Source organism: Chryseobacterium sp. CFS15, assembly GCF_031118795.1.
In the GTDB taxonomy this organism is placed as follows: domain Bacteria; phylum Bacteroidota; class Bacteroidia; order Flavobacteriales; family Weeksellaceae; genus Chryseobacterium; species Chryseobacterium indoltheticum.
On the sequence record NZ_JAVHYL010000005.1, the window covers coordinates 187,230 to 213,066 of the forward strand.

General features: G+C 34.6%; 28 protein-coding genes and 1 pseudogene. 11 read left to right on the forward strand and 18 right to left on the reverse strand.

The window, feature by feature from the left end:
- Positions 1–47 precede the first annotated feature (47 nt).
- A complete protein-coding gene (locus OH814_RS10035) occupies positions 48–1,844 on the reverse strand; it encodes a DUF885 domain-containing protein (protein WP_308828066.1) in 1,797 nt (598 codons plus the stop codon).
- 233 nt (positions 1,845–2,077) lie between these two features.
- Here OH814_RS10035 and OH814_RS10040 point away from each other — a divergent pair, with 233 nt between their 5' ends.
- The 4 genes from OH814_RS10040 (at position 2,078) to OH814_RS10055 (ending at position 4,786) form a co-directional block, all read left to right on the forward strand.
- Entirely contained in the window at positions 2,078–2,539 is a 462-nt protein-coding gene (locus tag OH814_RS10040; protein ID WP_076561170.1) for a hypothetical protein, read from the forward strand.
- Positions 2,540–2,712: 173 nt separating this feature from the next.
- Positions 2,713–3,417 (forward strand): MotA/TolQ/ExbB proton channel family protein, encoded by a 705-nt coding sequence (locus OH814_RS10045; protein ID WP_308828067.1) that lies wholly within the window; start codon positions 2,713–2,715, stop codon positions 3,415–3,417.
- A 10-nt stretch (positions 3,418–3,427) separates the two neighbouring features.
- On the forward strand, positions 3,428–3,823 hold the full coding sequence (locus tag OH814_RS10050) for a biopolymer transporter ExbD (RefSeq protein ID WP_076561171.1): 396 nt from the start codon (positions 3,428–3,430) through the stop codon (positions 3,821–3,823).
- A gap of 84 nt (positions 3,824–3,907) precedes the next feature.
- A complete protein-coding gene (locus OH814_RS10055) occupies positions 3,908–4,786 on the forward strand; it encodes a ferric siderophore ABC transporter substrate-binding protein (protein WP_308828068.1) in 879 nt (292 codons plus the stop codon).
- 15 nt (positions 4,787–4,801) lie between these two features.
- On the opposite strand, the gene OH814_RS10060 is transcribed toward OH814_RS10055, so the two are convergent.
- The 9 genes from OH814_RS10060 to OH814_RS10100 form a co-directional block, all read right to left on the reverse strand.
- A complete protein-coding gene (locus OH814_RS10060) occupies positions 4,802–5,194 on the reverse strand; it encodes a hypothetical protein (RefSeq protein WP_308828069.1) in 393 nt (130 codons plus the stop codon).
- A 587-nt stretch (positions 5,195–5,781) separates the two neighbouring features.
- On the reverse strand, positions 5,782–7,185 hold the full coding sequence (locus tag OH814_RS10065; protein WP_076561175.1) for a nucleoside recognition domain-containing protein: 1,404 nt from the start codon (positions 7,183–7,185) through the stop codon (positions 5,782–5,784).
- 148 nt (positions 7,186–7,333) lie between these two features.
- The gene (locus tag OH814_RS10070) at positions 7,334–7,846 is read right to left on the reverse strand and encodes a DUF6973 domain-containing protein (protein ID WP_201132786.1); all 513 of its coding nucleotides are present in this window, start codon (positions 7,844–7,846) and stop codon (positions 7,334–7,336) included.
- Positions 7,847–7,902: 56 nt separating this feature from the next.
- Complete coding sequence (gene accD, locus OH814_RS10075) at positions 7,903–8,757, reverse strand: acetyl-CoA carboxylase, carboxyltransferase subunit beta (RefSeq protein WP_076561177.1); 855 nt, start codon at positions 8,755–8,757, stop codon at positions 7,903–7,905.
- An 87-nt stretch (positions 8,758–8,844) separates the two neighbouring features.
- Positions 8,845–9,915, reverse strand: a complete 1,071-nt coding sequence (gene fbaA, locus OH814_RS10080) for a class II fructose-bisphosphate aldolase (protein WP_076561178.1) — start codon at positions 9,913–9,915, stop codon at positions 8,845–8,847.
- Between the two features lie 73 nt (positions 9,916–9,988).
- Positions 9,989–10,855 carry an NAD kinase gene (locus OH814_RS10085; RefSeq protein ID WP_076561179.1) on the reverse strand — a complete coding sequence of 289 codons (867 nt, stop codon included), beginning with the start codon at positions 10,853–10,855 and terminating at the stop codon, positions 9,989–9,991.
- Position 10,856: 1 nt separating this feature from the next.
- Positions 10,857–11,507, reverse strand: coding sequence for a CBS domain-containing protein (locus OH814_RS10090; protein WP_076561180.1), 651 nt, complete (start codon positions 11,505–11,507; stop codon positions 10,857–10,859).
- 184 nt (positions 11,508–11,691) lie between these two features.
- Positions 11,692–12,222 (reverse strand): RNA methyltransferase, encoded by a 531-nt coding sequence (locus OH814_RS10095; RefSeq protein ID WP_308828070.1) that lies wholly within the window; start codon positions 12,220–12,222, stop codon positions 11,692–11,694.
- Between the two features lie 52 nt (positions 12,223–12,274).
- Positions 12,275–13,165, reverse strand: coding sequence for a bestrophin family ion channel (locus OH814_RS10100; protein ID WP_308828071.1), 891 nt, complete (start codon positions 13,163–13,165; stop codon positions 12,275–12,277).
- 82 nt (positions 13,166–13,247) lie between these two features.
- Between OH814_RS10100 and OH814_RS10105 the strand changes: the two genes are divergently transcribed.
- Both OH814_RS10105 and mutS read left to right on the forward strand, forming a co-directional pair.
- A complete protein-coding gene (locus tag OH814_RS10105; protein ID WP_308828072.1) occupies positions 13,248–14,129 on the forward strand; it encodes a cupin-like domain-containing protein in 882 nt (293 codons plus the stop codon).
- Between the two features lie 195 nt (positions 14,130–14,324).
- Positions 14,325–16,913 (forward strand): DNA mismatch repair protein MutS, encoded by a 2,589-nt coding sequence (mutS, locus tag OH814_RS10110; protein ID WP_308828073.1) that lies wholly within the window; start codon positions 14,325–14,327, stop codon positions 16,911–16,913.
- On the opposite strand, the gene OH814_RS10115 is transcribed toward mutS, so the two are convergent.
- The 3 genes from OH814_RS10115 to OH814_RS10125 all read right to left on the reverse strand — a co-directional run bounded on the left by OH814_RS10115 (position 16,914) and on the right by OH814_RS10125 (position 18,394).
- Positions 16,914–17,354 (reverse strand): hypothetical protein, encoded by a 441-nt coding sequence (locus OH814_RS10115; protein WP_308828074.1) that lies wholly within the window; start codon positions 17,352–17,354, stop codon positions 16,914–16,916. It abuts the gene before it with no gap.
- A gap of 73 nt (positions 17,355–17,427) precedes the next feature.
- Positions 17,428–17,889: a hypothetical protein gene (locus tag OH814_RS10120; RefSeq protein ID WP_308828075.1), complete on the reverse strand. Its 462-nt coding sequence runs from the start codon at positions 17,887–17,889 to the stop codon at positions 17,428–17,430.
- A gap of 85 nt (positions 17,890–17,974) precedes the next feature.
- Positions 17,975–18,394, reverse strand: coding sequence for an energy transducer TonB (locus OH814_RS10125; protein WP_308828076.1), 420 nt, complete (start codon positions 18,392–18,394; stop codon positions 17,975–17,977).
- A 110-nt stretch (positions 18,395–18,504) separates the two neighbouring features.
- Here OH814_RS10125 and OH814_RS10130 point away from each other — a divergent pair, with 110 nt between their 5' ends.
- The 3 genes and pseudogenes from OH814_RS10130 to OH814_RS10140 all read left to right on the forward strand — a co-directional run bounded on the left by OH814_RS10130 (position 18,505) and on the right by OH814_RS10140 (position 20,128).
- On the forward strand, positions 18,505–19,002 hold the full coding sequence (locus OH814_RS10130; protein ID WP_308828077.1) for a TlpA disulfide reductase family protein: 498 nt from the start codon (positions 18,505–18,507) through the stop codon (positions 19,000–19,002).
- A 2-nt stretch (positions 19,003–19,004) separates the two neighbouring features.
- A pseudogene (locus OH814_RS10135) lies at positions 19,005–19,657 on the forward strand (thioredoxin family protein).
- A gap of 84 nt (positions 19,658–19,741) precedes the next feature.
- Positions 19,742–20,128, forward strand: coding sequence for a DUF2809 domain-containing protein (locus OH814_RS10140; RefSeq protein WP_308828078.1), 387 nt, complete (start codon positions 19,742–19,744; stop codon positions 20,126–20,128).
- On the opposite strand, the gene OH814_RS10145 is transcribed toward OH814_RS10140, so the two are convergent.
- From OH814_RS10145 to OH814_RS10165, 5 genes are read right to left on the reverse strand one after another with little or no spacing between them, the layout of a single operon-like run.
- Positions 20,125–20,547 (reverse strand): energy transducer TonB, encoded by a 423-nt coding sequence (locus OH814_RS10145; RefSeq protein ID WP_308828079.1) that lies wholly within the window; start codon positions 20,545–20,547, stop codon positions 20,125–20,127. The genes OH814_RS10140 and OH814_RS10145 overlap by 4 nt on opposite strands.
- Before the next feature lie 6 nt (positions 20,548–20,553).
- Positions 20,554–21,474 carry a YARHG domain-containing protein gene (locus OH814_RS10150; protein ID WP_308828080.1) on the reverse strand — a complete coding sequence of 307 codons (921 nt, stop codon included), beginning with the start codon at positions 21,472–21,474 and terminating at the stop codon, positions 20,554–20,556.
- A 6-nt stretch (positions 21,475–21,480) separates the two neighbouring features.
- Entirely contained in the window at positions 21,481–22,119 is a 639-nt protein-coding gene (locus OH814_RS10155; protein WP_308828081.1) for a DUF2306 domain-containing protein, read from the reverse strand.
- 16 nt (positions 22,120–22,135) lie between these two features.
- The gene (locus OH814_RS10160; RefSeq protein ID WP_076561191.1) at positions 22,136–22,543 is read right to left on the reverse strand and encodes an energy transducer TonB; all 408 of its coding nucleotides are present in this window, start codon (positions 22,541–22,543) and stop codon (positions 22,136–22,138) included.
- A 10-nt stretch (positions 22,544–22,553) separates the two neighbouring features.
- Complete coding sequence (locus OH814_RS10165; RefSeq protein WP_308828082.1) at positions 22,554–23,756, reverse strand: NAD(P)/FAD-dependent oxidoreductase; 1,203 nt, start codon at positions 23,754–23,756, stop codon at positions 22,554–22,556.
- Between the two features lie 304 nt (positions 23,757–24,060).
- Between OH814_RS10165 and OH814_RS10170 the strand changes: the two genes are divergently transcribed.
- On the forward strand, positions 24,061–24,555 hold the full coding sequence (locus OH814_RS10170; protein WP_308828083.1) for an acyl-CoA thioesterase: 495 nt from the start codon (positions 24,061–24,063) through the stop codon (positions 24,553–24,555).
- Between the two features lie 58 nt (positions 24,556–24,613).
- Positions 24,614–25,678: a thiamine-phosphate kinase gene (gene thiL / locus OH814_RS10175; protein WP_308828084.1), complete on the forward strand. Its 1,065-nt coding sequence runs from the start codon at positions 24,614–24,616 to the stop codon at positions 25,676–25,678.
- Positions 25,679–25,837 lie beyond the last annotated feature (159 nt).

The following is a 25,837-nucleotide window of genomic DNA, read 5'->3' on the forward strand; positions in this document are numbered from 1 at the left end:
GACTTTTATATTTAATGTTAAAATCTTCTCTACATTGTTTTATTGAATTACTTCTGCTTCTTCGCCCAAAGCTCCATTTTCCTATTCAAAACATCTAAAGGCAGACAGCCTTGGCTCAATATTTCATCATGGAATTTTGCCAGATTGAATTTATTCCCCAATTCTTTCTGATATTTTTCTCTCAGTTCTCTGATTCTTAAAGATCCGATTTTATAGCCTAAAGCTTGTCCTGGCATTGCCATATATCGTTCAACTTCTGCAGTTGCTCCTGCTTCATCGTAAGCAATATTGTTTAAAAAATAAGTAATAGCATCTTCTCTTGTCATTTTTCCGGTGTGGATTCCGGTGTCGACAACCAAACGAACGGCACGAAGCATCTGATCGCTCAAATACCCCATTTTTTGGTAAGGATCTGTGTACAATCCAAATTCAGGACCTAAAGTTTCACAATAATGTGCCCAACCTTCACCATAAGCTCCAAACCAACCGAATCTCATAAACTTTGGAAGCTTTGTATTTTCCTGTTGCAGAGAAACCTGATAATGGTGTCCGGGAATTGCTTCGTGTAAAAAAAGAGATTCCATTCCTGAAGTAACGTTGAATTTCGATGGATCAGGAAGAGGCATGTAGAAAATTCCCGGTCTTTTTCCGTCGGGAGTTCCCTGGATGTATTCTGCACTTGCGCTTGCTTCTCTGAATTTTTCGGTTTGTCTGATCTCAAACTTAGTTTTTGGCGTAACACTGAACATGGTTTTCAGCTTCGGAGTTATTTTGGCTAAAATCCCGTTGAATCCGTCTAAAACTTCTTTTGAGGTTTTGTAAGGCATTGCTTTCGGATCTGTTTTTACTGAATTAATAAATTCTTCAAGCGTTCCAGTGAAACCAACTTGTTGCTTTACTTTTTCCATTTCGCCACGAAGCATAGCAACTTGTTGCTGGCCTATTTTGTTGATTTCCTCAGGCGTTTTATTGGTTGTTGTCCAGCTTTTAGCGTAATATCTATAAATGTTATCTCCATTAGGAAGGCTATTGTAACCGTCTGTTTCTCTGGCTTTAGGTAAATATTCTTTCTCCAGAAATGCACCCATTTTTGTGTATGCAGGAATGATATTTTTCGCAATTGCCTCTTTATACAGTTTGGTAAATTTCTCTTTCTGTTCTTTGCTAAAAGTCTTTGGAAAGTTTTTTACAGGTCCGTAGAAAATATTCTTCTCAAAATCAGGTGTGATGATTTCTTCGGCCTTCATTTGAGGAATCATTTTTATCACCAATTTTTGGGGAAGAACAACTTTATTATTTATTCCTTCGCGGAAATTATCTGCAGCTGCATCCATCCATTCTGGGAATTTCTCCATTCTTTTTAACCAGTCTTCATAGTCTTTTTCTGTATTGAAGGGCTGGCTTCCCTGTCCGCTACCGTACAGAGGAAAATTTAACGGCAAACCTGTAAACTGGCTGAAAGGAATGTATTCCGGATGATAAGCATACGCTTCAATTTTATCTTTTAGAGTATAATCCAACACATCATAAACCACTTTATCATCGTCTGAAAGGCTTTTATAATCTACATTTTCAAGCTGTTTCTGAATGGAATTATAAAAAGCAACTTCACCCAAAATGAAGTCTTTATCAATGTTGATAGGAAGTTGATCGTTATATCTCAAATCTCCCTGTGAAGTAGCTTCTAAAGGATAAAGCTTTAGATATTGCTCATAATAATTCGATGCGATAGAATCTATATTGGTCGGGGTAACTTTCGTTAACGGTGAATCTGATTTTTTGCATGAAGAAATGCTCACCGCTAGACCGAGGCCGATTATGGTTTTAAATAAAATATTTTTCATGAATACTCTTTATCTTTATTGGTATGACGCAATTACAATGTTGTTACAAAATTTGTTTCAGCATTTTATTCAGGGTAATAAATAACAAAAATAGCCAATATTGTAATCAAATTTGTTTTAAACAGATATTTTAATAAAAATAATTTTCAAAACATTTTTCAGATTCATACAATTTTTTATCTTTGCCTAAAGCATTTAACAATCATAGTATTACAGTTCTTTTTTAGGAAATAATGAAAGGGATTTTAAAAATTTACCATCCAGACGAAACTCTAAAATACAATATAAGAAGCACTTATTGCAAGGCTGTTTATAGTAATCAAAAACATTTTTTGGAAGTAGAGGTTATTACCGACGACGGTTTAGATCATGTAGACGACGATTCTCTGCAGTACAATTTCCCGCAGCTTTCGCTGGAGGTGATAGAATTTCCTATAGAATCTTCTGAAATTGAAGGAAAAACATTTGAAATCAACGATTCTGATGATGAGGTTTATACCGAAGTCAATTTGTTTGATGATGAAGATGCCTTCATTTATGACAACGAGCTTTGCTTTGAGAAAAACGAAGAAGATGAGCTTCAGGTAATCTGGAAAGGAACCATCGATGATTTTTACACCGGTTCTGATACACCGATTCCTTTCAGGCTGAAATGCGAATTCAAACAGGACGAAATAGAGGTAGACGAAGACTAATCGCTGCCAGAATATACACTTCAAATTTCTTTTCAAATACTTTTTTGGAAAGAAATTTGCTTTTTTAAGACATTATTAGCTTTGGAATGTGTTTTTTAAGCTTATTTTAAGATAAGGATTAATAATATTCCATTATTTTTGTCGTTTAAAATCATTATAAAAATAATCAATTAATGCTGTTAACGGAACTTACTCAGATTTTATTTGCACAGGTCGCTGTACCTAATGTACCTGTAGAAAAGCTTGAATTTTCTTTTTGGAATATCCTTTTTCATGGTGGTGCTTTCGCTAAAATAGTGATGGTAACTGTTTTGTTATTGGGAGTTTTCTCTGTTTATCTTTTTTTTGAGAGATTTTTCTTTATTAAAAGAATGACTTCAAAAACGGATTCTAATTTTATGAATAACATCGAAGATTTCATCCGAGACGGAAAGATAGAAGCAGCAGCAGATTATTGTAAAACACAGAATTCACCAGAATCTAGAATTTTAGAAAAAGGAATCTCAAGATTGGGAAGACCGGTTTCTGATATAGTAAGCGCGATGGAATCGCAGGCTCAGATTGAGGTTGCCAACATGGAGAAAAACTTAAACCTTTTGGCAGTTGTACCAAGTATCGCACCGATGTTGGGACTTTTGGGAACGGTAATCGGGATGATTATTGCGTTCTTTGATTTGTCACATGCTGAAGGCGCTTTCTCTCCGAAAACTTTGTCTGAAGGTATTTATACCGCTCTTGGACAGACTGCAGTTGGTTTGGCAGTGGCAATTCCGGCAAACTTTTTCTATAACATTTTGTTGACAAGAATTGATAAATTCGTTTTGAGAACTCAAAATGTGTCCGGAGAATTTTTAGATATTATCAATAAACCTTTATAAATTCTAACAGATGAAAATTCAGAGAAGAAATAAAGCGCATCCGGAATTCAGTTTAGCAGCGATGACAGACGTTATTTTGCTAATGTTGATTTTCTTTATGATTACCTCTTCTGCGGCTAATCAAAGTGCGATTGATGTAAAACTTCCACAAACAGGAAGCGTAGATAACAATATTCCGAATCCGATGACGGTAAGTGTAAAACCGGACGGATCGTATTTTGTAAATGATACACCGGTAAGCAGAGAATTGGTGGAACAAACTATTGTAAATGATCTTCAAAGCAAATCTGCAAAATCATTTACCATCAGAGCAGATGAGAGCACAATGCATAAAGACGTTGTTTTTTTAATGGAAATTGCAGAAAAGCATAAATTTAATATTGCAATTGCAACGGTAAAAGAATAAATATTCTTCATTGCCACGAGTACACAAATAAAAAAGTATTAGTGCATTCGTGGCAAATAAAAAATAATTTGAGACCATAAATCAATGAGAGGTTATACGATAAATAGAGACGAAGAAAATAAAGATAAGATAAAAAGTGCGGTGCTTTCTATCCTTATCTGGTCTGCTATTTTGTTATTCGTTTTCATCTATAAAATGAAACCTACTGAGCGTGCAAAAGAACCCGAAGTGATTACCACAATGCTCGTGAATTTTGGCGATAACCGAAACGGAGCCGGAATTGACGAACCAGCGAATCAGGAAGGAAGTCTGGCAGCAGAAGCGATAGAAACAGCTCCCGAACCTTCTGAAAATGTTGTTTCTGAGCCAAAAACAGTTATTGTTCCGGATCCAAAGCCGGAATCAAAGAAAAGTGAGGTTAAAGACAAAATAATTACCGGAGCCAATACCAAAGTTACAGCTCCGAAAAAAGAAGATTCTAAAACCAATAAAAAATCAACGGCAAGTTCGACGACGAAAAGCACAAAAAGTTCTGCAACAACAGCCAATTCTAAAACTGGAAAAGGCGACGGGAAAGGAACTGCTGCCATCGGAAACCTAATTAAAGGTCGTGGAACGAAAGCCGGAAGTCAGGGAACAGGAACAGGAATAGGTAACAATGGAGATCCTTTAGGCGGAGATGGAAATGGCGACAGCAAAGTAGGAATAGACCGTCGATTGATAGGGTATATCCCAGGAACGATGGGAAGAGGAGGTGCACAACCAAGTCACAATTGCTCTGCAAGCGGATCGATTACGATTGCGTACACTGTAGATAAAGCCGGAAATATTTCTTCTGCAAGAAGATCAGGTGGAATATCAGATCCTTGTGTAGTTTCCACGTCTGTTGCGTGGGTTAAAAAATACGTGAAAGCTGAAAAAGCCAGCGTATCATCTACCGGAACGTACAGTATTACATTCTAAAAATACAAAAGCACTTTATTCAAGTGCTTTTTTTATTTCGTTGATTCTATTGACAATGGGAAGGGAGAATATTCCGCTGGTCTGAAGATATAATTGGTAAAAGACGATGGCTTTTTCTGAAAAATCCTTGTTGTCAGTTTCCTTTGCTTTCGCATAAAAAAGATGACCTAAAAGTTCAAAATACGGAATATGGTGATTGCTTTCTTTTTCATGAATTAATTGTGTGATTTCTTCAGCAGATTTCGAAGAAAGTTCATTAAAACTAATCTTAAAAGTGTCGTTCATATTGGTGTCGAAAATTCTTTGCTGCTCGGAAATCGTTTCTTCACTTTCATCTAAGATTCTTTTAGTGAGAAATTCAGAAAATTGTTTTACAATACGAAGAATATAGTCTTTATCGTGTATCATATTTTTTATTTTTAATTATTAAAAATTTTATTTAAAATATTAGTATTTATTATCTATAAAAAATGCTATAGAAAGGATGTTGCCAATAATGAAAATAAGCATAGAAAAGATAAAATCTTTTTGAGTGGATTTTCTGTTTTCTATCTTACTATACCTATGAAAAGCTTGTCTATAGACAAGTAGCGGAATAAATTCTTTTTTATAAATCCATTTAAATATCAACCGAGTGATTTGTGTGAAAACATAAGTGAATAGTGGCAAAATTGAAGTTATTAAATCTTCCTTAATTATGATCCAATATATACAAATTGAGATCCAAATTAAGGAGAAATATACATTCCTAAATCTATCTGATAATGGAGATGAGAGTGGAATCCACCATAGAACCACTAAGACTATTGAACCTATAATGTTAGTAGCTTCTGAATAAATATTATTAAACTTAAAATAATAGATAATAGTTTCTGATAATATAATTAAACTAAGAAAAGCTATTTCGCATAGGGTTAAGGATTTTAAGAAAAATCCCAATTTTATATTTTTCAACTTTAAAAAAATTCTTTCTTAATATTAGTTACAAGTGACAGTTAAGCGAAAAACAAATATGCCAATCCAATCGCTGTAATCACACCCACCAAATCAGCCAAAAGCATAGCAACAACGGTGTATCTCGTATTCTTCACAGCTACTGCTCCGAAATATACTGCAATCACATAAAACGTCGTATCTGAGCTTCCCTGAAGAACTGCTGCCAATTTTCCTTGGAAACTATCAGCTCCGAAAGTAGCCATCGTGTCAACCATCATTCCTCTCGCTCCAGAGCCGGATAGAGGTTTGATTAAAGCAGTCGGAAGACCGTCTACAAATCTTGCGTCTAAATTCGCAACATTGGCAACCCATTTCATTCCATCGATAATGACGTCAAAAACTCCTGAAGTTCTTAAAAGCGAAATCGCAATCAGCATTCCTACTAAGTAGGGGATAATCTTTACACAGGTCCAGAAACCTTCTTTTGCGCCTTCAATAAAAGCATCAAAAACATTAATTTTTTTATAAACTGCACCGAGAACAATTGCAATAAAAATAAATAAAATCAAACCGTTGCTTAAAACCTTGCTGAAATCATCCAGTTCATTTTTGCTCAATTGAACTAAATAAACAACCAGAAGCGCAATTAATGCTGAAATTCCTCCAACGTAAGCAAGAACAACAGGTTTTAATAGATTTATTTTTTGATATAATGAAACGAAAATCATTGCCGCTAAAGTCGCCGCAAATGTTGCAATCATACAAGGAAGGAAAATATCAGTTGGTGTTTTTGATCCCATCGAAGCTCTGATCGCAATGATAGAAACTGGAATTAATGTCATTCCACCTGCGTGAAGACAGAGAAACATGATTTGTGAATTACTTGCGGTATCTTTATTAGGATTTAATGTCTGTAAACTTTCCATCGCTTTTAGACCAAACGGAGTGGCTGCATTATCTAAACCTAAAAGATTGGCGCTAAAATTCATCAACATATGACCGAAAGCGGGGTGGTTTTTTGGAATTTCAGGAAATAATTTGGAGAAAAATGGCTGTATCAATCGGCTTAAAAGATTGATTCCGCCAGCTTTTTCTGCAATACTCATGAATCCCATGAAAAGGGTCATGATTCCGATCAATCCAAGACAGATTTTAACGGCAGTTTCAGAAGTTCCAATGACTCCGTCTGCTTCCTGAACTCTGTAAACCTGTACATTCTGTTGTAAAGAATCTGTTTTATAATGAATTCTGCTGTCTGCAAAATCAGGTTTTTTCTTCAAGCTGTCTCTTACAATGGGAGAGAGCGTGGTCATATTCTGAGTAGCAATTTGTACGGTGTCGCCGCCTTTTCCTACAACCATATCATTGAAAATGGTTTTGTAATGGCTTGACGAAATGTATTTTATACTTGCAATTGTAATGGCGATGATGATGAAAGCCGACCAAATTCTGCTGAGAACCATTTATGTAAAATTAATTTTTAGAAAAGATAACAAATTTAATGTGAAAAAGATGAAACTTTTATTTTTTGAACCATTAAGATTCAATAAGTTGTTAAGAATATTAGGCTAAGCTTATAATGTTAATTTCCTTAATGGTTTAATTTGAGATTTATTTTTCATCCAAATAAACCAATTCTCCTTCAAAATTATCGTCCAGGTTTTTCAAAATTTTGGCATTAGCAGTTTTCTTTTGTAACTCTTTAATGAAGAAGCTTTTTTCAAAAAACTGGCGGTGAATTCCCGGAAGAAGTTCCATGAAATAATCCATTCCTATTTTGTTGTTGTGGAGATCCATTTTAGTTTCCAAAGGTTCATTCGGAAATAATTCTTCGTGAAGATCTGTAATTTTTTTGCAGAAATCTAATGCTTTTTCTGGCGAAGATACTTTGCTGCAATACATCATGATCAGACAACACCAAAGCGAATGTCTGAAGGCATTACCTTCACCGTTTTTAGATGCCGTTTTTGGGTAAAGTTTCTGTGCAATAGAAAAAGCTTTTAATGTTGCATAAAAACTTAAAACAGAAAAAAGAGGATGGGGTAAAACGGCGGATGAGAGTTTAAAAATTTTCTTTAAACTCATTGATCTGATGGTGCTTAAAACAACTTTAAATGTCCTCATAAAAATAAAAATCTCTCCCAGATTGAGAGAGATAATATGTTTTCTAGTTTACGTTTTTATGCTTTCGCAGCCAAAAGATTTATTGTTTTAGCAACAACTTCTTTTATTTCTGTTCTTTTTACAATAAAATCTACGAAACCTTTTTCCTGTAAAAATTCTGAGGTCTGGAAACCTTCCGGTAAATCTCTACCGATTGTTTCACGGATAACTCTTGGCCCTGCAAATCCGATCAGAGCTTTTGGTTCAGCCATGATAATATCTGCGGTCATTGCAAATGATGCGGTAATTCCGCCAAAAGTAGGGTCACAAAGATAAGCGATGTATAAAAGCCCGGCTTCTGAAAGCTGAGCCAGTTTTGCCTGTACTTTTGCCAACTGCATCAAAGAATACGTTGCTTCCTGCATTCTTGCACCTCCTGACTGACAAATAATCATGTACGGAAGTCTTTTTTCGATACAGTAATCAATTGCTCTTCTGATTTTTTCACCCATCACAGAACCCAAAGATCCTCCGATGAAAGCAAAATCCATACAAGAAACTACCATTTCGGTTCCGTTTACAGTTCCTACCGCATTTCTTATAGAATCAGTCAGTTTTGTTTTTGCTTTTACTTCTTTTAAACGGTCGGTGTAAGACTTGGTATCTTTGAAACTAAGCATATCAATACTTTCCACATTCGCGTCTAGCTCAGTGAATTTTCCTTCGTCAAAAAGGATGTCAAAAAACTCTGCACTTCCGATTCGTACATGAAATCCGTCTTCAGGAGAAACATAATTGTTTCTTTTCAACTCATCGTGTTCTACAACTTTTCCTGACGGAGTCTGATGCCAAAGACCTTTTGGTACGTCTTTTTTATCATCAGTAGAAGTGGTAATATTTTGTGCTTTTCTTTTAAACCAGTCGAATGCCATAACTATATAATTGATGTGTAATAAATGATAAAAGATGAGGAAAGCGTTTTAAAAATCACTTATCGTTCATCTTTTATCAATTATAATTTATTTAAGCGTATTTACGTTATTTAAATCTTCAAAAGCTCTAACCAATCTCTTAGAGAAAGTTTCTTCTCCTTTTCTGATCCACCCTCTTGGGTCATAGAATTTTTTGTTAGGCTTTTCTTCTCCTTCAGGATTTCCGATCTGAGTTCTTAGATATTCTACATTCTCGATCATATAATCTCTGATTCCTTCTGTGTAAGCAAATTGAAGATCGGTATCAATATTCATTTTAATTACCCCATAATCAATCGCTTCTCTGATTTCTTCTAAACTAGAACCTGAACCACCGTGGAATACAAAATTAATTGGCTTCTCAACAGTTCCGAATTTTTCCTGAACAAATTTCTGAGAATTATCAAGGATTTTTGGAGTAAGAACTACGTTTCCTGGCTTGTAAACTCCGTGTACATTTCCGAATGCTGCTGCAATAGTAAAATTATCAGAAACTGCTTTCAGTTTTTCGTAAGTGTAAGCTATGTCTTCAGGTTGTGTGTATAATAAAGAGTTGTCTACACTAGAATTGTCAACACCGTCTTCTTCACCTCCTGTAACCCCGATCTCAACTTCTAAAGTCATCTGCATTTTTGCCATTCTTTCGAAATATTGTGCAGAGATCTCAAGGTTTTCTTCTAAAGATTCTTCAGAAAGATCAAGCATGTGAGAAGAGTAAAGAGATTTTCCTGTTTGCTTGTAGAATTCTTCGTTAGCATCCATCAAACCATCGATCCACGGCAACAATTTTTTTGCAGCGTGATCTGTATGTAAAATTACTGTCGCTCCGTAAGCTTCAGCAAGGGTATGAATATGTTTAGCTCCTGCGATCCCACCTAAAATAGCTGATTTCTGAGCGTCGTTACTAAGTCCTTTTCCAGCGTTGAAAGATGCTCCACCGTTAGAAAACTGAATGATTACAGGTGAATTTAGTTTTGCTGCAGTTTCCATTACTGCGTTTACGTTGCTAGAACCGATAACGTTCACTGCAGGCAATGCAAATTTGTTTTCTTTAGCATATTGAAAAATATCTGTAACTAACTGACCTGTGGCAACTCCTGCCGGGAAAATTCTGCTCATGTTTTACTTTTTATAAAATATTAGGGTAATTTTTTTAAAAATTCTTGTAAAGATAATCAATTTTAAGAAATTACTAATTTCTTTTATCACGTCCCCAAAGTAGCTTTTGGCGAATGGTTTCATAGAAGCTTAAATTGTTGGGCTGTACCAATAATAGTTGAAAACTTGCTTTTTTTATCACAATTTCCTTATCGGTTTCTATATGTATTAATCTTGAATCTAATGATAGAGAATATTGAGGAACTCTGCTTTCTACTTTAAATTTAATTTCCACTTTATCGTTAACAACCAACGGTCTTACATTCAAATTATGTGGAGCAATCGGAGTGATAACAAAGTTTTCGTTATTAGGAGAAATGATCGGTCCGCCACAACTTAGGGAATACGCTGTAGAACCTGTCGGCGTAGAAACAATCACGCCATCGCCCCAAAAAACATTCAGAAACTCATTGTTTATATAAGAGTCTACCGTCACCATTGAAGTGGTTTCTTTTCTTGAAATCGTCACATCATTTAAAGCGTACGGGAAAAATTCGTCAGATTTTGGTGAAACAACTTCAATTACAGATCTTCGGCTTGTTTTTACATCGCCTTTTAAGATAGAATCAAGTTCTTTGAAGGCCTCTTCTTTGGTGAAACTTGCCAAAAAACCGAGTCTTCCGGTATTGACACCTACAACGGGAATCTCAAGATCTTCAATGAAAGTCAGAGAATTTACAATCGTTCCATCGCCACCGAAAGTGAAAAAAAGATCAACTTCTTTGTCGATAAGATCCTGTTTATTGCCAAAAGTCTCAAAAATTTTAGAAAACTGAAGCGCTTCAGCCATTTCGTCAAACAAAACAGATTTTACACCTCTGCTTTCTAGTTCAGAAATAAATTTGCTTAAATATAAAAAAGTATCAAGATCTTTTTTCTGAGAATATATGGCTGCCTTCATATTATATTTCGATAAATTTTTGTAAAAAACCTAAACGGTCTTTGAAAAGATCTGTTTTCTCATCAGAATAATATTTTTCTACAATTCTGTAATCATAACGGTCAAAAGTGGCATCAATTGAAGACAAATTTTCGTTACTTATTTTGATGGTGACGTGAATTACTTCATCTGACATGAAACTGATAAATCCGCCATAGAACTTAGAATTGTTGCTTTCGACAATATTTGCAATTTCTGTCATCGAATATTTTCTGGCCGGAGTTTCTATCGTAAGAATAGCACCTGTTTCCGAAAACAGAGGATATTTTGAAAAGGTCTGAAAAACATCGTCACAACAGATGTATCCCAGATATTTTTCATTTTTGTTGATCACAGGAATTATGTTGGCATTGAATGTATAAAACAACCGGATGCTGTCCATAATATTATTGTCCTCCAAAATCGCGAACCGCTCAATCTGATGCTCAAGGTTTTTTAAAGCTCCTTCTTCTTCATAAAGAAAGTCTTTGGCGATGGCACCATAAAAGTGGTGTGATTTTTTAATGAAAATATGTGTATATCCAAATGCTTCTAGGGTTTCTCTAGCCGATTCGATAGAGTCAGTCAGATGAAAACACGGAAAATCTTTTGAGATATAGTCCTTGATAAACATTGTGCTAATTTATAAAATTTTAAACGAAACCTTCCTCTAAAAGTTAAGTTATTTTAATAAAAAGTAAAAAAAGCGATTTTAAAATTTGTTCGTAAAGAAATTTAAAGTATCTTTGTCGCCTTTCATTTTTACTTTTTATTAGATTTATTTCAAACTGCACTGTCTTTTGACAGACGCAGTTTTTTTATTTTAGGGCTTTTGCAAACTCCCACATTACGATTCCGCCGCATACACTTACGTTTAAAGAATGCTTTGTACCGAGTTGCGGAATTTCAATAAAAGAATCAATATTCTGTAAAGCTTCATCGCTGATTCCTTCTACTTCATTACCCAGAATAACCGCATACTTTTTAGTATTGTCGATTTTGAAATCAGTAATCATTTGGCTGTTTGTGGTCTGCTCGATGCCTACAACTTCAAAACCCTGGCTTTTTAAATCATTAATTGTTACATTAATGTCTGCTTCATATGACCAATCCACACTTTCTGTTGCGCCTAAAGCCGCTTTGTGAATTTCACGGTGTGGCGGTTGCGGCGTAATTCCGCACAAAATAATTTTCTGAATCAAAAATGCATCTGCCGTTCTAAAAGTTGCACCCACATTGTGCATGCTTCTTATATTATCTAAAACGACCACCAACGGAATTTTCTCAACCTTTTTAAAAGTTTCTACATCAATTCTGTTGAGTTCTTCCAGTTTTAATTTATTTACCAAAATAATTTTTATTTCTTATTACAATTTACGAATTCTTGTCTATCAACGGATTTTATTTGTCCTTTATTTTTGCACCCATAATCTGATGCACGTTCCTTTCGATATTTTGTGCGATGGCTTCCATCGGAATATCATTCTCATCATTATTAAAAGGATCTTCAATTTCTTCAGCAATCAATTCCAGACTCATCAAAACGTAATATACAAAAACCGTCAGCGGAATCATGAATAATCCGAGATTAATGACATAAGCAATTGGCAACGCCAATACATATAAAATGATGAACTTCTTTATAAATGAAGAATATGAATAGGGAATCGGTGTGTTTTTAATTCTTTCACAACCTCCGCAAACATCAAGAAAACCTGAAACCTGCGTGTCTAAATACAGCATTTCTACATCAGAGATTTTTCCTTCTTTTTTTAATTGATGCAATTTGTGAGTCAAAAGGATCACCAAATCTGTAGGGCCGTGATGTTTTAAAGATTTTTCAATTTCCGAGTAGTCCTCGTCCAGAGCCAACCTTGTAGATTCCTCAGAAAGATGCTTAGCCAAAAAATGCGGAAAATATTTTAAATAACGGGCGATCTGATTTGCAGAATCTCTGTCATCTGAAAGAAGAGTATTGATTTTTACAGCAAAATTTCTGGTGTCATTCACCAGTTTCCCCCAAAGTTTTCTGCCTTCCCACCATCTGTCATAAGCCGTATTTGTCCTGAAAACCAAGAGTAAAGACAAAACGAAACCTAATAATGAATGAATCATGCCTACATTGCTGACTTTAGATTTTGCGGTCAAATGCAAATATTCAATTTCCAGATACTGGATTCCATAAGAATACACAGCCATCAAAATCATTGTTGGAAAAAGGATTTTCAGGGTGTCGCTTTTGTGTAAGCTGACCAGTATTTTCAGGAAATGTTTGGTATTGTAAACTCTCATGGATGATGTTTGTCTTGCAAAGATAAATTTTTATAAATTTCAAAAAAACACTATTTTTATTTCGCATTAAATTTACAAAACCATGATTCTCGAAAACGTAGATGTTGTAAACGATATAACGAAAGAAGACTTTCAGCAAAACTTTTTTAAAAAACAGAAACCGCTCCTTATAAAAAATTATGCGAGCCGGTGGGAAGCTTTCGACAAATGGAATTTTGATTTTATTAAAGAAAAAGCTGGTGAACAGGAAGTTCCGTTGTATGATAACAAGCCTGCAGATTCTAAAAAGAGTTCTGATGCTCCCGTAACCAAGATGAAAATGAAAGATTATATTGATACGATAAAATCTAAACCATCAGATTTGCGCATTTTCTTTTACATTATTACCGACCGTCTTCCTGAACTGCTTAAGAATTTCACGTATCCGGATTTGGGAATTAAATTTTTTAAAAGACTTCCTACATTATTTTTTGGCGGAAGTGATGCTCATGTTTTAATGCATTATGATGTCGATCTGGGTGATTTTATGCATTTTCATTTTGAAGGCAAGAAGAGAATTCTTTTGTTTGACCAAAAGCAATCAAAATTTTTATATAAAGTTCCGCTGTCGGTTCACACCGTTTACGATATCGATTATGAAAATCCGGATTACGAGAAATTTCCTGCTTTGAAATATGCAAAAGGGATTGAAATTTTCATGGAACACGGTGATGCACTTTTTATTCCCGGAGCTTTTTGGCATTTCAACAGATATTTGGAACCCGGTTTTTCAATGTCGTTAAGAGCTTTACCTAATAAGCCAAAAGTTTTTGCCAATATGATGTATCATGTTTTCATTATGAGATATACGGATAAACTAATGCGAAAACTGTTTAAGGCGAATTGGGTGAATTTTAAGCAAAAATGGGCGTATGAAAAAGCAACGGAAGCTTTGGAAAAACATTTGAGCAAGAATAAGATTTAAATTCCAACAGATTATAAAAATTTTAAATACTTGCATGCCACGAATTCACGAATTTTTTTATGTAAAATTGTTTTAAGCATCATTTACGGAAAGTGGTAATAAACTAATTCGTGCATTCGTGGCAATTAAAATCAACATTTCCCTCCTTCTTTTTTATTTCATACTTTTACCATCCCAATTTTAAGAACGATTTCAATGGCAAAGGCGACGAAGAAAGAGACCCCGTTAATGACTCAGTACAATACCATCAAGGCGAGATATCCTGATGCACTTTTACTTTTCAGAGTGGGAGATTTCTACGAAACTTTTGGGCAGGATGCCGTTAGAACATCTCAGATTTTGGGGATTGTTCTTACCAAAAGAGCCAACGGAGACGGTCATATCGAATTGGCTGGTTTTCCGCATCATTCGGTGGATTCTTATTTGCCAAAATTGGTAAGAGCGGGAATTCGTGTTGCGATTTGCGACCAGCTGGAAGATCCAAAAACTGTAAAAGGAATTGTGAAACGTGGCGTAACAGAATTGGTTACACCGGGAGTTACATTCAACGACCAGGTTTTAAGTTCAAAAAAGAATAATTTCCTGCTTTCGCTTCACAAGGAAAAAGAAAAATACGGAATCGCTTTAGTCGATGTTTCCACAGGAGAATTTTTGGTGAGTGAAGGGAATTTAGATAAGATTTTACATATTATCAATACGTTTGATCCGAGTGAAATTATTTATCAGAGAAGTGTACAAATTCCCGATCAGCTGAAAAACAGAAATATTTTTAAATTGGAAGATTGGGCATATCAATATAATTTTGCCTACGAAAAACTGACAAATCAGTTTAAAACCAATTCGTTAAAAGGCTTTGGAGTTGAAGGTTTGCCGTTAGCGATTACTGCTGCAGGAGCTATTTTCGCTTATCTTGTTGAAGATACCCATCACAAATTATTGGCGCACATTACCAAAATTCAGATCATTCCGCAGGAAGATTATCTGATGATGGATCATTTTACGCTGAGAAATCTTGAAATCGTTTATCCTAGCAATCCAAAAGGGAAATCTCTTTTAGATATTATCGATAAAACGGCTACACCAATGGGCGGTAGATTATTGAGAAGAAGAATTATTCTTCCCTTAAAATCTGTCGAAGAAATTGGAAGACGTCTTTCTTTAATTGATTTTTTAAACGAAAATGATCAACTGAAATATGAAATTTCCCAATTGTTGCGTGCTATTTCGGATTTGGACCGATTAATGGGAAAATTGGCGGCAGAAAAAATTTCACCTAAAGAATTAGGTTACCTCCGTCAAAGTTTGATTAATATTCAGAAAATTAAAGGCTTACTTCATCCTCATGCTGATATTTTAGCTTGGCTGGAACCTTTAAATTCATTAGATGAATTGATTCAATTGCTTGAAAATCATTTAAATGAAGAGCTTCCGGTCAATCTTGCGAAAGGAAATGTAATTAAGCAGAATATTTCTGAAGAACTCGATCATTTGAGAGGTTTACAAAATAAAGGTCGTGGTTTTCTTGATGAAATGTGTCAGCGAGAAGTAGAACGCACCGGAATTACCAGTCTGAAAATTGATTTTAATAATGTTTTCGGATATTTTATTGAAGTAAGAAATGCTCATAAAGATAAAGTTCCGAGTGAATGGATTAGAAAGCAAACGCTTGTGAATGCCGAAAGATACATCACTGAAGAGCTGAAAGAATACGAAAGCCAAATTCTGGGCGCTGAAGAAAAGATCAGCGTTCTTGAAAATCAATTATACCGAAAAGTCTGTTCAGACACGATGATTTACATCGACCAAATTCAGGAAAACTCAAATATTATTGCACAGCTTGATGTCGCTGTAGGTTTCTCTGAACTAGCGGTTTCTGAAAGTTACACAAAACCTGTTTTGAACGACGGTTTTGGAATTGACTTAAAAGAAGCAAGACATCCAATTATTGAAAATGCGCTTCCTTTAGGCGAAAAATATATTCCGAATGACATCTTTTTAGATAAAGATTCTCAACAGATTATTATGGTTACGGGCCCCAATATGGCGGGTAAATCTGCAATTCTGCGACAGACTGCAATTGTTTGTTTAATGGCGCAGATTGGAAGTTTTGTGCCTGCTAAACATGCGGAAATCGGACTTTTAGATAAAATTTTTACCAGAGTAGGAGCGAGTGATAATATTTCTGCCGGAGAATCTACTTTTATGGTGGAAATGAATGAGGCTGCGAATATTCTGAATAATATTTCTGAAAGAAGTTTGATTTTATTAGACGAAATCGGTCGTGGAACGTCAACATACGATGGGGTTTCTATTGCGTGGGCAATTGCGGAATATCTTCATCAACATCCGACGCAAGCAAAGACGTTATTTGCAACTCATTATCACGAACTGAACGAAATGACGGTGAATTTTGAGCGTGTGAAAAACTTCCACGTTTCTATTCAGGAGAATAAAGGGAATATCATTTTCTTGAGAAAATTAATTCCTGGCGGAAGCGAGCATAGTTTTGGGATTCACGTGGCGAAATTAGCGGGAATGCCCTCAAAAGTGGTTAACAGAGCCAATGAAATTTTGAAAACTTTGGAAGCAAGCCGTTCGCAAAGTGGTTCGTCAGAAAGTATTAAAAGAGTAACTGATGAAAACATGCAGCTTTCTTTCTTTCAGTTAGACGATCCTGTTTTGGAGAATATCAGAGAAGAATTAACCAAGATAGATATTAATACTTTGACGCCAATTGAGGCTTTAATGAAGCTGAATTCGATTAAAAAAATGATTGGGAAATAATTATTTGAAATTTATAGTAATAGGAATTTGAAGTTTACTTCTTATAAAATTTCCATTAAGTTTTGCAGGAATCCATTTGCCATTGATCTGTTTCATAGATTTTTTTACAACTGTATTAAAATTCATATCAGAACCGATAACTTCAATCTCTGCGATGCTCCCATCTCGTTCGACAATAAAATTAAGAATCGCTTTAAGAGTGTTTTCTCCATTCTTAGTTTTTACAGAGTCTAATAATACTGCATTTTCTAGCTTTTTAATAAAAGTTTCTGTGCCATTAGGAAAATAGGCTTCGTGATCAGGATAATCAGGACATACTGTAGTTAAATGAATATTCTCTATTTTTTTCGGTATTGATGGCATTGCGGGAGGTACGGGAATATTTTGCCCGAAAACAAACCCGGTTAAGATTATAATGATAATTAAAGTAAGATTTTTCATGATTAAATTTTTTCAAAAAAAGAAGTTAAAGTACTGAAAACTGATTTAATCTCTATGAAAAGTAGATCCTAATTTAATTATATTTTTTACTCGTCAAAGGAAAATAAAATAAGTATCGCACTGCTTCACCATTGATTTTTGCAGGTTTCCAGCGGGCAAAGATTCTTCTTACTCCTTGTTCAGCCTCCTCTGCGTGTTTTTTGTTTTTTGAAACAGCAGTGACGTTTCTTACATATCCGTTTTTTTCAACAATAAAATAGAGTCGTATATCAATCTTCTCATTGTTTTTAAGATCTAAAGTTTCAATATTTTCAAAATATTTTCTTTTAAAAGCATTCATTCCGCCCGGAAATTCCGGAAGCGTATCTGCTTTTGTAACGACCTGTTTTAGATCTAATTTAGTTTTGATAATATTGAAATCAGGCAGACTAGAAACATCGGAAACGGTTTGCTGAACAGGATTCTTTGCATCGTTTTTCTGTGCAAAAAGAAAAGAATTAAAAAATATACCAAGCAGAAAAATAGCTTTTTTCATTCAACTTAATTTTGATAATACTTATTCTGAGTGCTATTCTCAGAGGTATAGATTAGTAAATTGAACGCATCAAACTTAATACCAATTATTTAAAGTTTATGGTAAGTGGCACTCTGAAACGGTACCTTACTTTGTGACCGTCAAGTTCTGCAGGAATCCATTTGGTTTTAATTTTAGAAACCGCTCGAATAGCTTCTTTATTGAAGCTTTGATTAGTTCCGGATGCTTTAATGTAGGTAAGAGTGCCATCTCTTTCGATGACAAAAGTAAGTTCACATTTTTCTATTCCATTACTGATGACGTTTTTTTCTTTGAAATTTCTTGCAAACTTTTGCCTGAAATCATTTATACCTCTAGGAAAGTAAGCTGGTTTTTCCACAGCATTATAAATTTCAGTGTTATTTTTACGAACATCCAATTCTTCTAAATCAGTTGTTCCTGCAACTTCCTGAGCTTGTATGAAATAGCCAAATAGTAATACGGAAATTATAATTAATTTTTTCATCGGTTAATTTTAACAAAAATAACATTCTCAATTTAAATTACATTCGGTTAATTAACAAAGTTTAACAGCTCTATCTTAATGGTTTACAAATTCATTCGCTAATTTTGAGTATGAAGAAAATTTTGAGTTTCATTGTATTGATTTTCAGTATGTCTTTTTATTTTTCACAGGAAAAAATTATTATAAATGATGTTCCGACGATTAAATATGAAATGCTGGAAAACAAAATTCAGGATGAGAAAGATGTCTTGCTGGTTCTGAATTTCTGGTCTACAACCTGCGCTCCTTGTGTGAAAGAACTTCCGGATTTTATGGAGGTAAATAATAAATATAAAAGTAATCCTAAATTTAAAATGCTTTTGGTGTCTTTAGACCGCCCGAAAGATAAAGACCGTGTTATTCAGTTTATTAAAAATAAAAAACTTAGTGCAGAAGTGATTCTTCTTGATGATATTAAAAGAATGAATACCTGGATTCCTCGATTTGAAAAAAACTGGGACGGAAATATTCCTGTCACCATTATCTATAAAAACTCTGAAACAGTGCACTTCAATGACGGCGAAATGACAAAGGGCGAACTGGAAAACATAATCACAAAAAATCTATAAACATGAAAAATATTAAAACATTCGTTGCTGCCGCAATAATAGGCCTGAGTTCGCTCAGTTTTACGGCAATAAATAAAAATAATGAAGAACCAAAGCAAAAAGTAAGTTCTTCAAAAGGTTATGAAGTTGGTGATACAGCTGCCGATTTTAAGCTTAAAAATATAGACGGAAAATGGTTTCGTTAAGCGATTTTAAAAAAGCAAAAGGTTTCATTGTAGTTTTTACCTGTAATCACTGTCCGTATGCAAAAAAATATGAAGACAGGATTGTAGCACTTGATAAAAAATACAAAGATGCAGGTTATCCGGTGATTGCGATTAACCCAAATGATCCTAATTTGCAGCCGGAAGACGGTTTTCAACAAATGATTACCAGAGCTAAAGAAAAAGGCTTTACATTCCCTTATTTGGTAGATGAAGGCCAAAAAGTTTATCCTCAATATGGCGCCACAAAAACGCCGCACGTTTTTATTCTTCAGAAAGAAGGCTCAAAAAATATTGTGAAATACATTGGCGCCATCGACAATAATTATGATGATCCTAATGATGTTTCAGAGCATTATGTACAAGACGCAATGGATGCTTTATTGAATGGAAAACCAGTTGCAAACGCCAAAACAGTAGCCATAGGTTGTACAATAAAAGTGAAAAAATAATTTTATTTTTAAAATTAAATTGAGATATTGGGCAGGCTTTTAGTCTGCTCTTTTTTTATAAAAACTTAGCCAAAATTAATCATGATGAAATTTAAATTTAACCTTAAATATTTTCTTTTAACCATCTTTATTTTCCTTGTTGAGGTTTTAATTGCAACGGTTTTAAAAGATAATTTCTTTATCAGAGCTTATCTGGGAGACGTGATTGTGGTAAAGCTGCTTTATACTTTTGTGAAAAGTTTTTTCATCATCAACGAAACAAAATTAATCATCGGGATTTTTGCTTTTTCATGTCTGGTTGAGCTTGCGCAATTTTTCCATATTGCAGATAAATTAGGCTTCCAACCGGGAAGCCTGATGTATATTGTTATCGGAAATTCTTTCTCGTGGATTGATATTCTGTGTTATGCAGTTGGGTGCTTAATTTTATATGTTTTTACAAAATTCAAATCAAAAAATGAAGACAATTAGTCCAAATTAAACTGAAGAGGTTGTCGCATACGCATTTTTACTTTCTCACCATTTTGTTCACCTGGAACCCACTTTGTTTTTATTTTGTTGAGCGCACTTAGAAACTCTTTTTTTACCATTTCGTGATCGTAAGATTCTATCTTGAGATTAATCATATTTCCGTCGGTATCGATGTCAAAAACAGCAATAGCTCTTGCTTTTGCAATGTTCTGCTTCGATAAGGCTGAAGTTTTGAAATTATTGATAATCTGCCTCATAAATGCAGAATGTCCTCCCGGAAATTCAGGGACTTTATCTACAGATGTTTTTTTTCTATAATCTAATCCTGCTTTTATATCAGGATATTGTATCGAATCTTTTTGAGCATCAATAGAAATTATACCAAATAAGATCAGTAAAAATGCAATATATTTTTTCATACTATTTTATCTTCCAAAAGAATCATATTTATCTTCAGCATATTTGATGAAACGGTTCAGCACAGCCACATTGTCTTTTTCCATAGGGGAAAGTTCGCTGTCAACATTATTTGAAACCGGAATATACCAATCTGTCTGCTCAAAGAAGTTTCTGTAAGTCTGTTTTTTGAATGAATAACCATGTCTTGCGAAAACTGCATTTTTAATGATTTCCATATCAAGTTTTCTTAAATTTTTAAGATCTTTTTCGCTCAGTTTTTGTTTTGAAGCATTGATTTTGAAAACGGCATCAGAAGCAATTCTGTTTTTTGAAGCAGTATAAGTTTCTGTTTTTCCGGTTTCCTCGTCGGTATATTTTTCTTTAAAATCTTTCGGGTTTTCCCAGTCAATCAGATCAGAATTTTCATCCAGCATAAAATTCGGATTATAAACGAACTCTTTTTTAATAAGTCTCAGGTTTTTTAAAGGAGCTTTTACAGCAGATTTATTAAAGGCAGTCCATTTTCCGGTGATGCTGTCGTTTTTAAGCTTAATTTCAAATCTTCCGTCGGTTTTATCATTTCCGGGCTCATCCAGAATAAAAGATTGAGTACCTTCATTGAAAACCCCGCGAAACGGACGCTGAGTTCCATTCACAATGCTTTGCCCGTACACAGAATCCTGAGTTATTCGATTGATTTTTAATGAAAGTCTTTTGTAATCTGTTCCTTCGTAATATTCTCTGGTTTCGTTATCGTAAAGCTCTCCTTTGCCTGCAAATTCTCCGGTGTAAATCCCGTAATATTCTTTATGAACTTCAGGAATTACGACAGAATCTTTTTTTGCCGTTAAAGAATCTTTTGGAGTTTCGGTAACAGTAGTGTCTTTTTTACAGCTGATCAAACTGATTGTAAACAGAGTGATTAAGGTAAATTTTAAAATTTTCATATTAAATTAAATGTGCTTTTTTGTGATTAAATATTCAATTAATAAAATGTTTGGAATCCAGCCCAACCATGCGATTATTTGGTAAACATCCATTGGATTTGGGTGGAATAAATATACAATAATTACTTTCCAAATTCTCAAAGTGAGCGCAGAAATTGTAAGCGCAAAACTTCGCCACATCCATTGCTTATGTTCTTTGAATTTTTTCTGTCGGGCTAGTTGATAAGCTTTAAATGTGGAAAACCACCAGAGACTACCTAAAATTACAAACGAAATTTTTGATAAAAACCCGCCGTTGGCGAAAATCCCCATGTAAATTCCGGAAGGTGCAGCAAAAAGAAGAATTAGAAAAATATAAATTTTCCCGGCATTTATGTGAAAGTTTTTCAGTCGGAAATCTTTTCTTAAAATAGCTAAAAATCCGGCCAATAAAACAAAAATGCTTGTGTAAACGTGAGTGTAGAAAAACCAAAGATATTCTGGTCTGTCGTGCACTTCAGTCTGTTTAATCATCAGAAAACTCACATTGGGGTCTAAAGGAACGTATTCTAATGTGATTTTCAGCATGAGCCAAAAGAAATATCCGAATCCTGCGATCAGAAGGGTTTTTGCGAAGGATACTAAATTTCTTTTGGCTAGGAACATGGAGTTTTTTGCTTTATTAAAGGTTAGTGGCTATAGGAAATCTAAATCTGTATTTTACATTCTGACCATTTAAAGTTGCTGGAGACCATTTGGTTTTAGACATTGCTTTTATAGCGCGTTCCATTTCTTTATTCATAGATTTATTATCTCCTTTAATCTGAATGTCTGTAATATATCCTTCTTGATCAATTACAAACGTGGCTTCAGATCTTATTTTACCTCGACCATTGATTTTACCACTATCAAAGGTTTGGTAAAAGTTTTTTCTGAAAGCATCTGTTCCGCCAGGATATACAGCTACTTTGTCAGCTTTATCGTAAATATTATTATTTACAGTTGCGATTTCTTGATTAGAAGAAATGGTTTCTTGAGAGAATGTTTTTACGGAAATGATAAGTACAGCAAAAACGAGTAATTTTTTCATTATAGTTTATTTATAAATTATTTAAATCCTGAGCAATCAGCCATGCTTCGCTCCAACAAGCCTGAAAGTTAAATCCGCCGGTTACGGCATCAATATTCAGCACTTCTCCGGCAACGTAAAAGTTAGGCAAAATTTTCGAAGACATATTTTTAAAATTAATTTCTTTTAAATCTACACCTCCTGCGGTTACAAATTCATCTTTAAAAGTTGACTTTCCGGTAACCTGAAATTTCTTTTTGCATAAATTTTCCAAAATTGTCTGCATTTCTTTTCCCGAAATATTCGCAATTTGTTTATTCAAATCAACTTTTGAAACCTCCAGAATTCTCTGCCAGAATCTGTTTGTCACATCAAAGATTTTCGATTGCCCGATTGTTTTTTTAGGATTTGAAATTTTGAAATTCTGAAATAATTCTTCCGCATCATCGATATCTTTCGAAATAAAATTGACCTGAATTTCGAAATTGTATTTTACCTTCGCCAGATTAATCGCTTCCCAGGCCGAAATTTTAAGGATTGCAGGTCCCGAAAGTCCCCAATGGGTTATCAGTAACGAACCGCTTTCTTCTGTTTTTAGTTTCGGAATAGAGGTTTCTGCCATTTCAAAGCTTGTTCCCAAAAGATCTTTTAGCAAATCATCTTTAATATTAAAAGTAAAGAGGGAAGGAACTAAATCAATAATTTTATGTCCCAAGTTTTCAATCATTTTCAACGATTTTGGTGAACTTCCCGTTGTATAAATCACAAAATCGGCTTCAAAATCTCCCAAACTTGTTTTTACCAAATAGTTTTCATCCCGTTTTTCAATTTCTTTTACAGAACATTTGGTTTTAACTTCAATATTTTTCTGCTGAATTTCGTTTAAAAAAGTATTGATAATTGTTTGTGAAGAATTGCTTTCCGGGAAGATTCTGTTATCCTTTTCTATCTTCAACGAAACTTTTCGTTTTTCGAACCAATCCATCGTATCTCCTGGTTGAAATTTGGTGAAAACGCTTAGTAATTCCTTGTTTCCACGAGGATAAAACTGCACCAGTTCTTTAGGATCAAAACAGGCATGGGCTACATTACATCTTCCGCCTCCGGAAATTTTTACTTTTTGCAAAACATCTGAATTCTGCTCAAGAATGGTGACTTTATATTTCTTTTCGTCAAGATTTGCTGCGCAGAAAAAACCTGCGGCACCGCCTCCGATAATGATAATTTGCTTCATAATTATTTAATCTTATGCTGAAGATTATTTTTGCAAAACTACAATTTTTATAAACCATCTTATTTGAGTAATTTTGGGGATTATAATTTTTGAATTTTAGTGCTGAAAAATTATTATCGACAAAAGGATTTAAGTTTTTAATTTTTCCATATCTTATTCTTACACTTTGTCATTCCGTAGGAATCTTAGCAAAGTTTTGAATAGTATGGGTTGGATTCCTACGGAATGACAAACTGGATAATTATAGTCTTACATATCTTTTGAAGTTGATAAGCTGAGAAATTCATATTTTAAACAAAATTAAATGACATTTTACCATACATTCGAAGTTCGCTGGAGCGACCTAGACGCAAATAAACATTTGGCCAACTCGTCTTACGTGCAATATTGTGCGCAAACAAGAATGGCTTTTATGAAAAAAGAGAAAATGGGTGTTACCCAAATGAGCCGATGGGGAATTGGCCCTGTGATTATGCATGAGCGTTTTTCTTTTTTCAAAGAAATCTTTGCCGATCAAAAGGTGATTGTAAGCCTTGAAATAGACGGCTGTGCAGAAGATGCCGCAATCTATCGTTTCGTTCACAAATTCTATCTTCCGGATGGTTCTCACTGTGCTACCTCTGAAGCAACCGGTGTATGGATTGATACGATGCTAAGAAAAATGACTTCGCCACCGGATGATGTGGTAGAAGCAATGAATAAATACAAAATGCCTGAAACGATATTGATGACGAAAGAAGATTTTAAAAAACTTCCTTTCAGACCAGAAAATATTGACCCGCAAGTGTTCAATGTTTAAAGTTTTGAGTTCAAGGTTTAATTACTCATTACTAATTACCTATTATTTATATTAAAATATGTTTGAAGATAAACAACCAGAATTGACCCCCATTTCGAAATTAGGAGAATTTGGGCTGATAAAACATTTGACGGAGCATTTTCCTTTATCCAATGAGTCTTCGGAACTCGGGGTAGGAGATGATGCTGCTGTTATCAATCCCGGAAACAAGAAAGTGGTGCTTACGACTGATGTTTTGGCAGAAGGCGTTCATTTCAATTTGGGCTATGTTCCATTAAAGCACTTAGGTTATAAAGCTGTTGTTGTGAATTTGAGTGATATTGCAGCGATGAATGCAACACCTACACAGATTTTAGTTTCTCTGGCGGTTTCAAACCGTTTTCCCGTGGAAGCTTTGGAAGAATTATATTCCGGAATTCAGGCCGCTTGCGGAAGATATAAGGTAGATTTGATCGGAGGTGACACCACGAGTTCAAATGCCGGTTTGGTGATGAGTATTACTGCTGTTGGAATTGAAAATGAAGAAAATATTGTTAAAAGAAGTGGTGCACAACCCAACGATTTGTTGGTGGTAACCGGAGATTTAGGCGGAGCTTATATGGGACTTCAGATTTTGGAGAGAGAGCATGCTGTTTTCTTGGCTGATCCTAATATGCAGCCTGAAATGGCAGGTTTCGACTATATTTTAGAAAGACAGCTTAAGCCGGAAGCAAGAACTGATGTGAAAGGGATTTTAGAACAATTAGACATCAAACCAACATCTATGATTGATATTTCAGACGGTCTAGCTTCGGAAATTCTGCATCTTTCTGATCAGTCGAAAGTTGGTTTCAGATTGTATGAAGAGAAAATTCCGATGGATAATCTAACGATTACAACTGCAGATGATTTTAATCTAAACCCTGTAATGACGGCGTTAAGCGGAGGTGAAGATTACGAATTATTATTCACAATCTCTCCAAGTGATTTTGATAAAATGAAAAACCACCCAGATTTTACCATTATCGGTCATGCGGTTGATAAGGAAGAAGGTAACTTTATGGTTGCAAGAGGCTCTAACCAATTGGTTGCTTTAACGGCACAAGGTTGGGATGCTTTTCTAGGAAATCAATACAACGATTAAAATTTAATTTTAAATATTGTGAAGCCACTGCATTTTGTAGTGGTTTTTTTTTGTTCAATGCTCGGTAGTCTGACTTAAATAGGAGGATAATGAAGCTTAAACATACAAGGTTGGAGTAAAATGCTTAAAAGATACAGCTTTGAGGTCGGGAAATGAGGC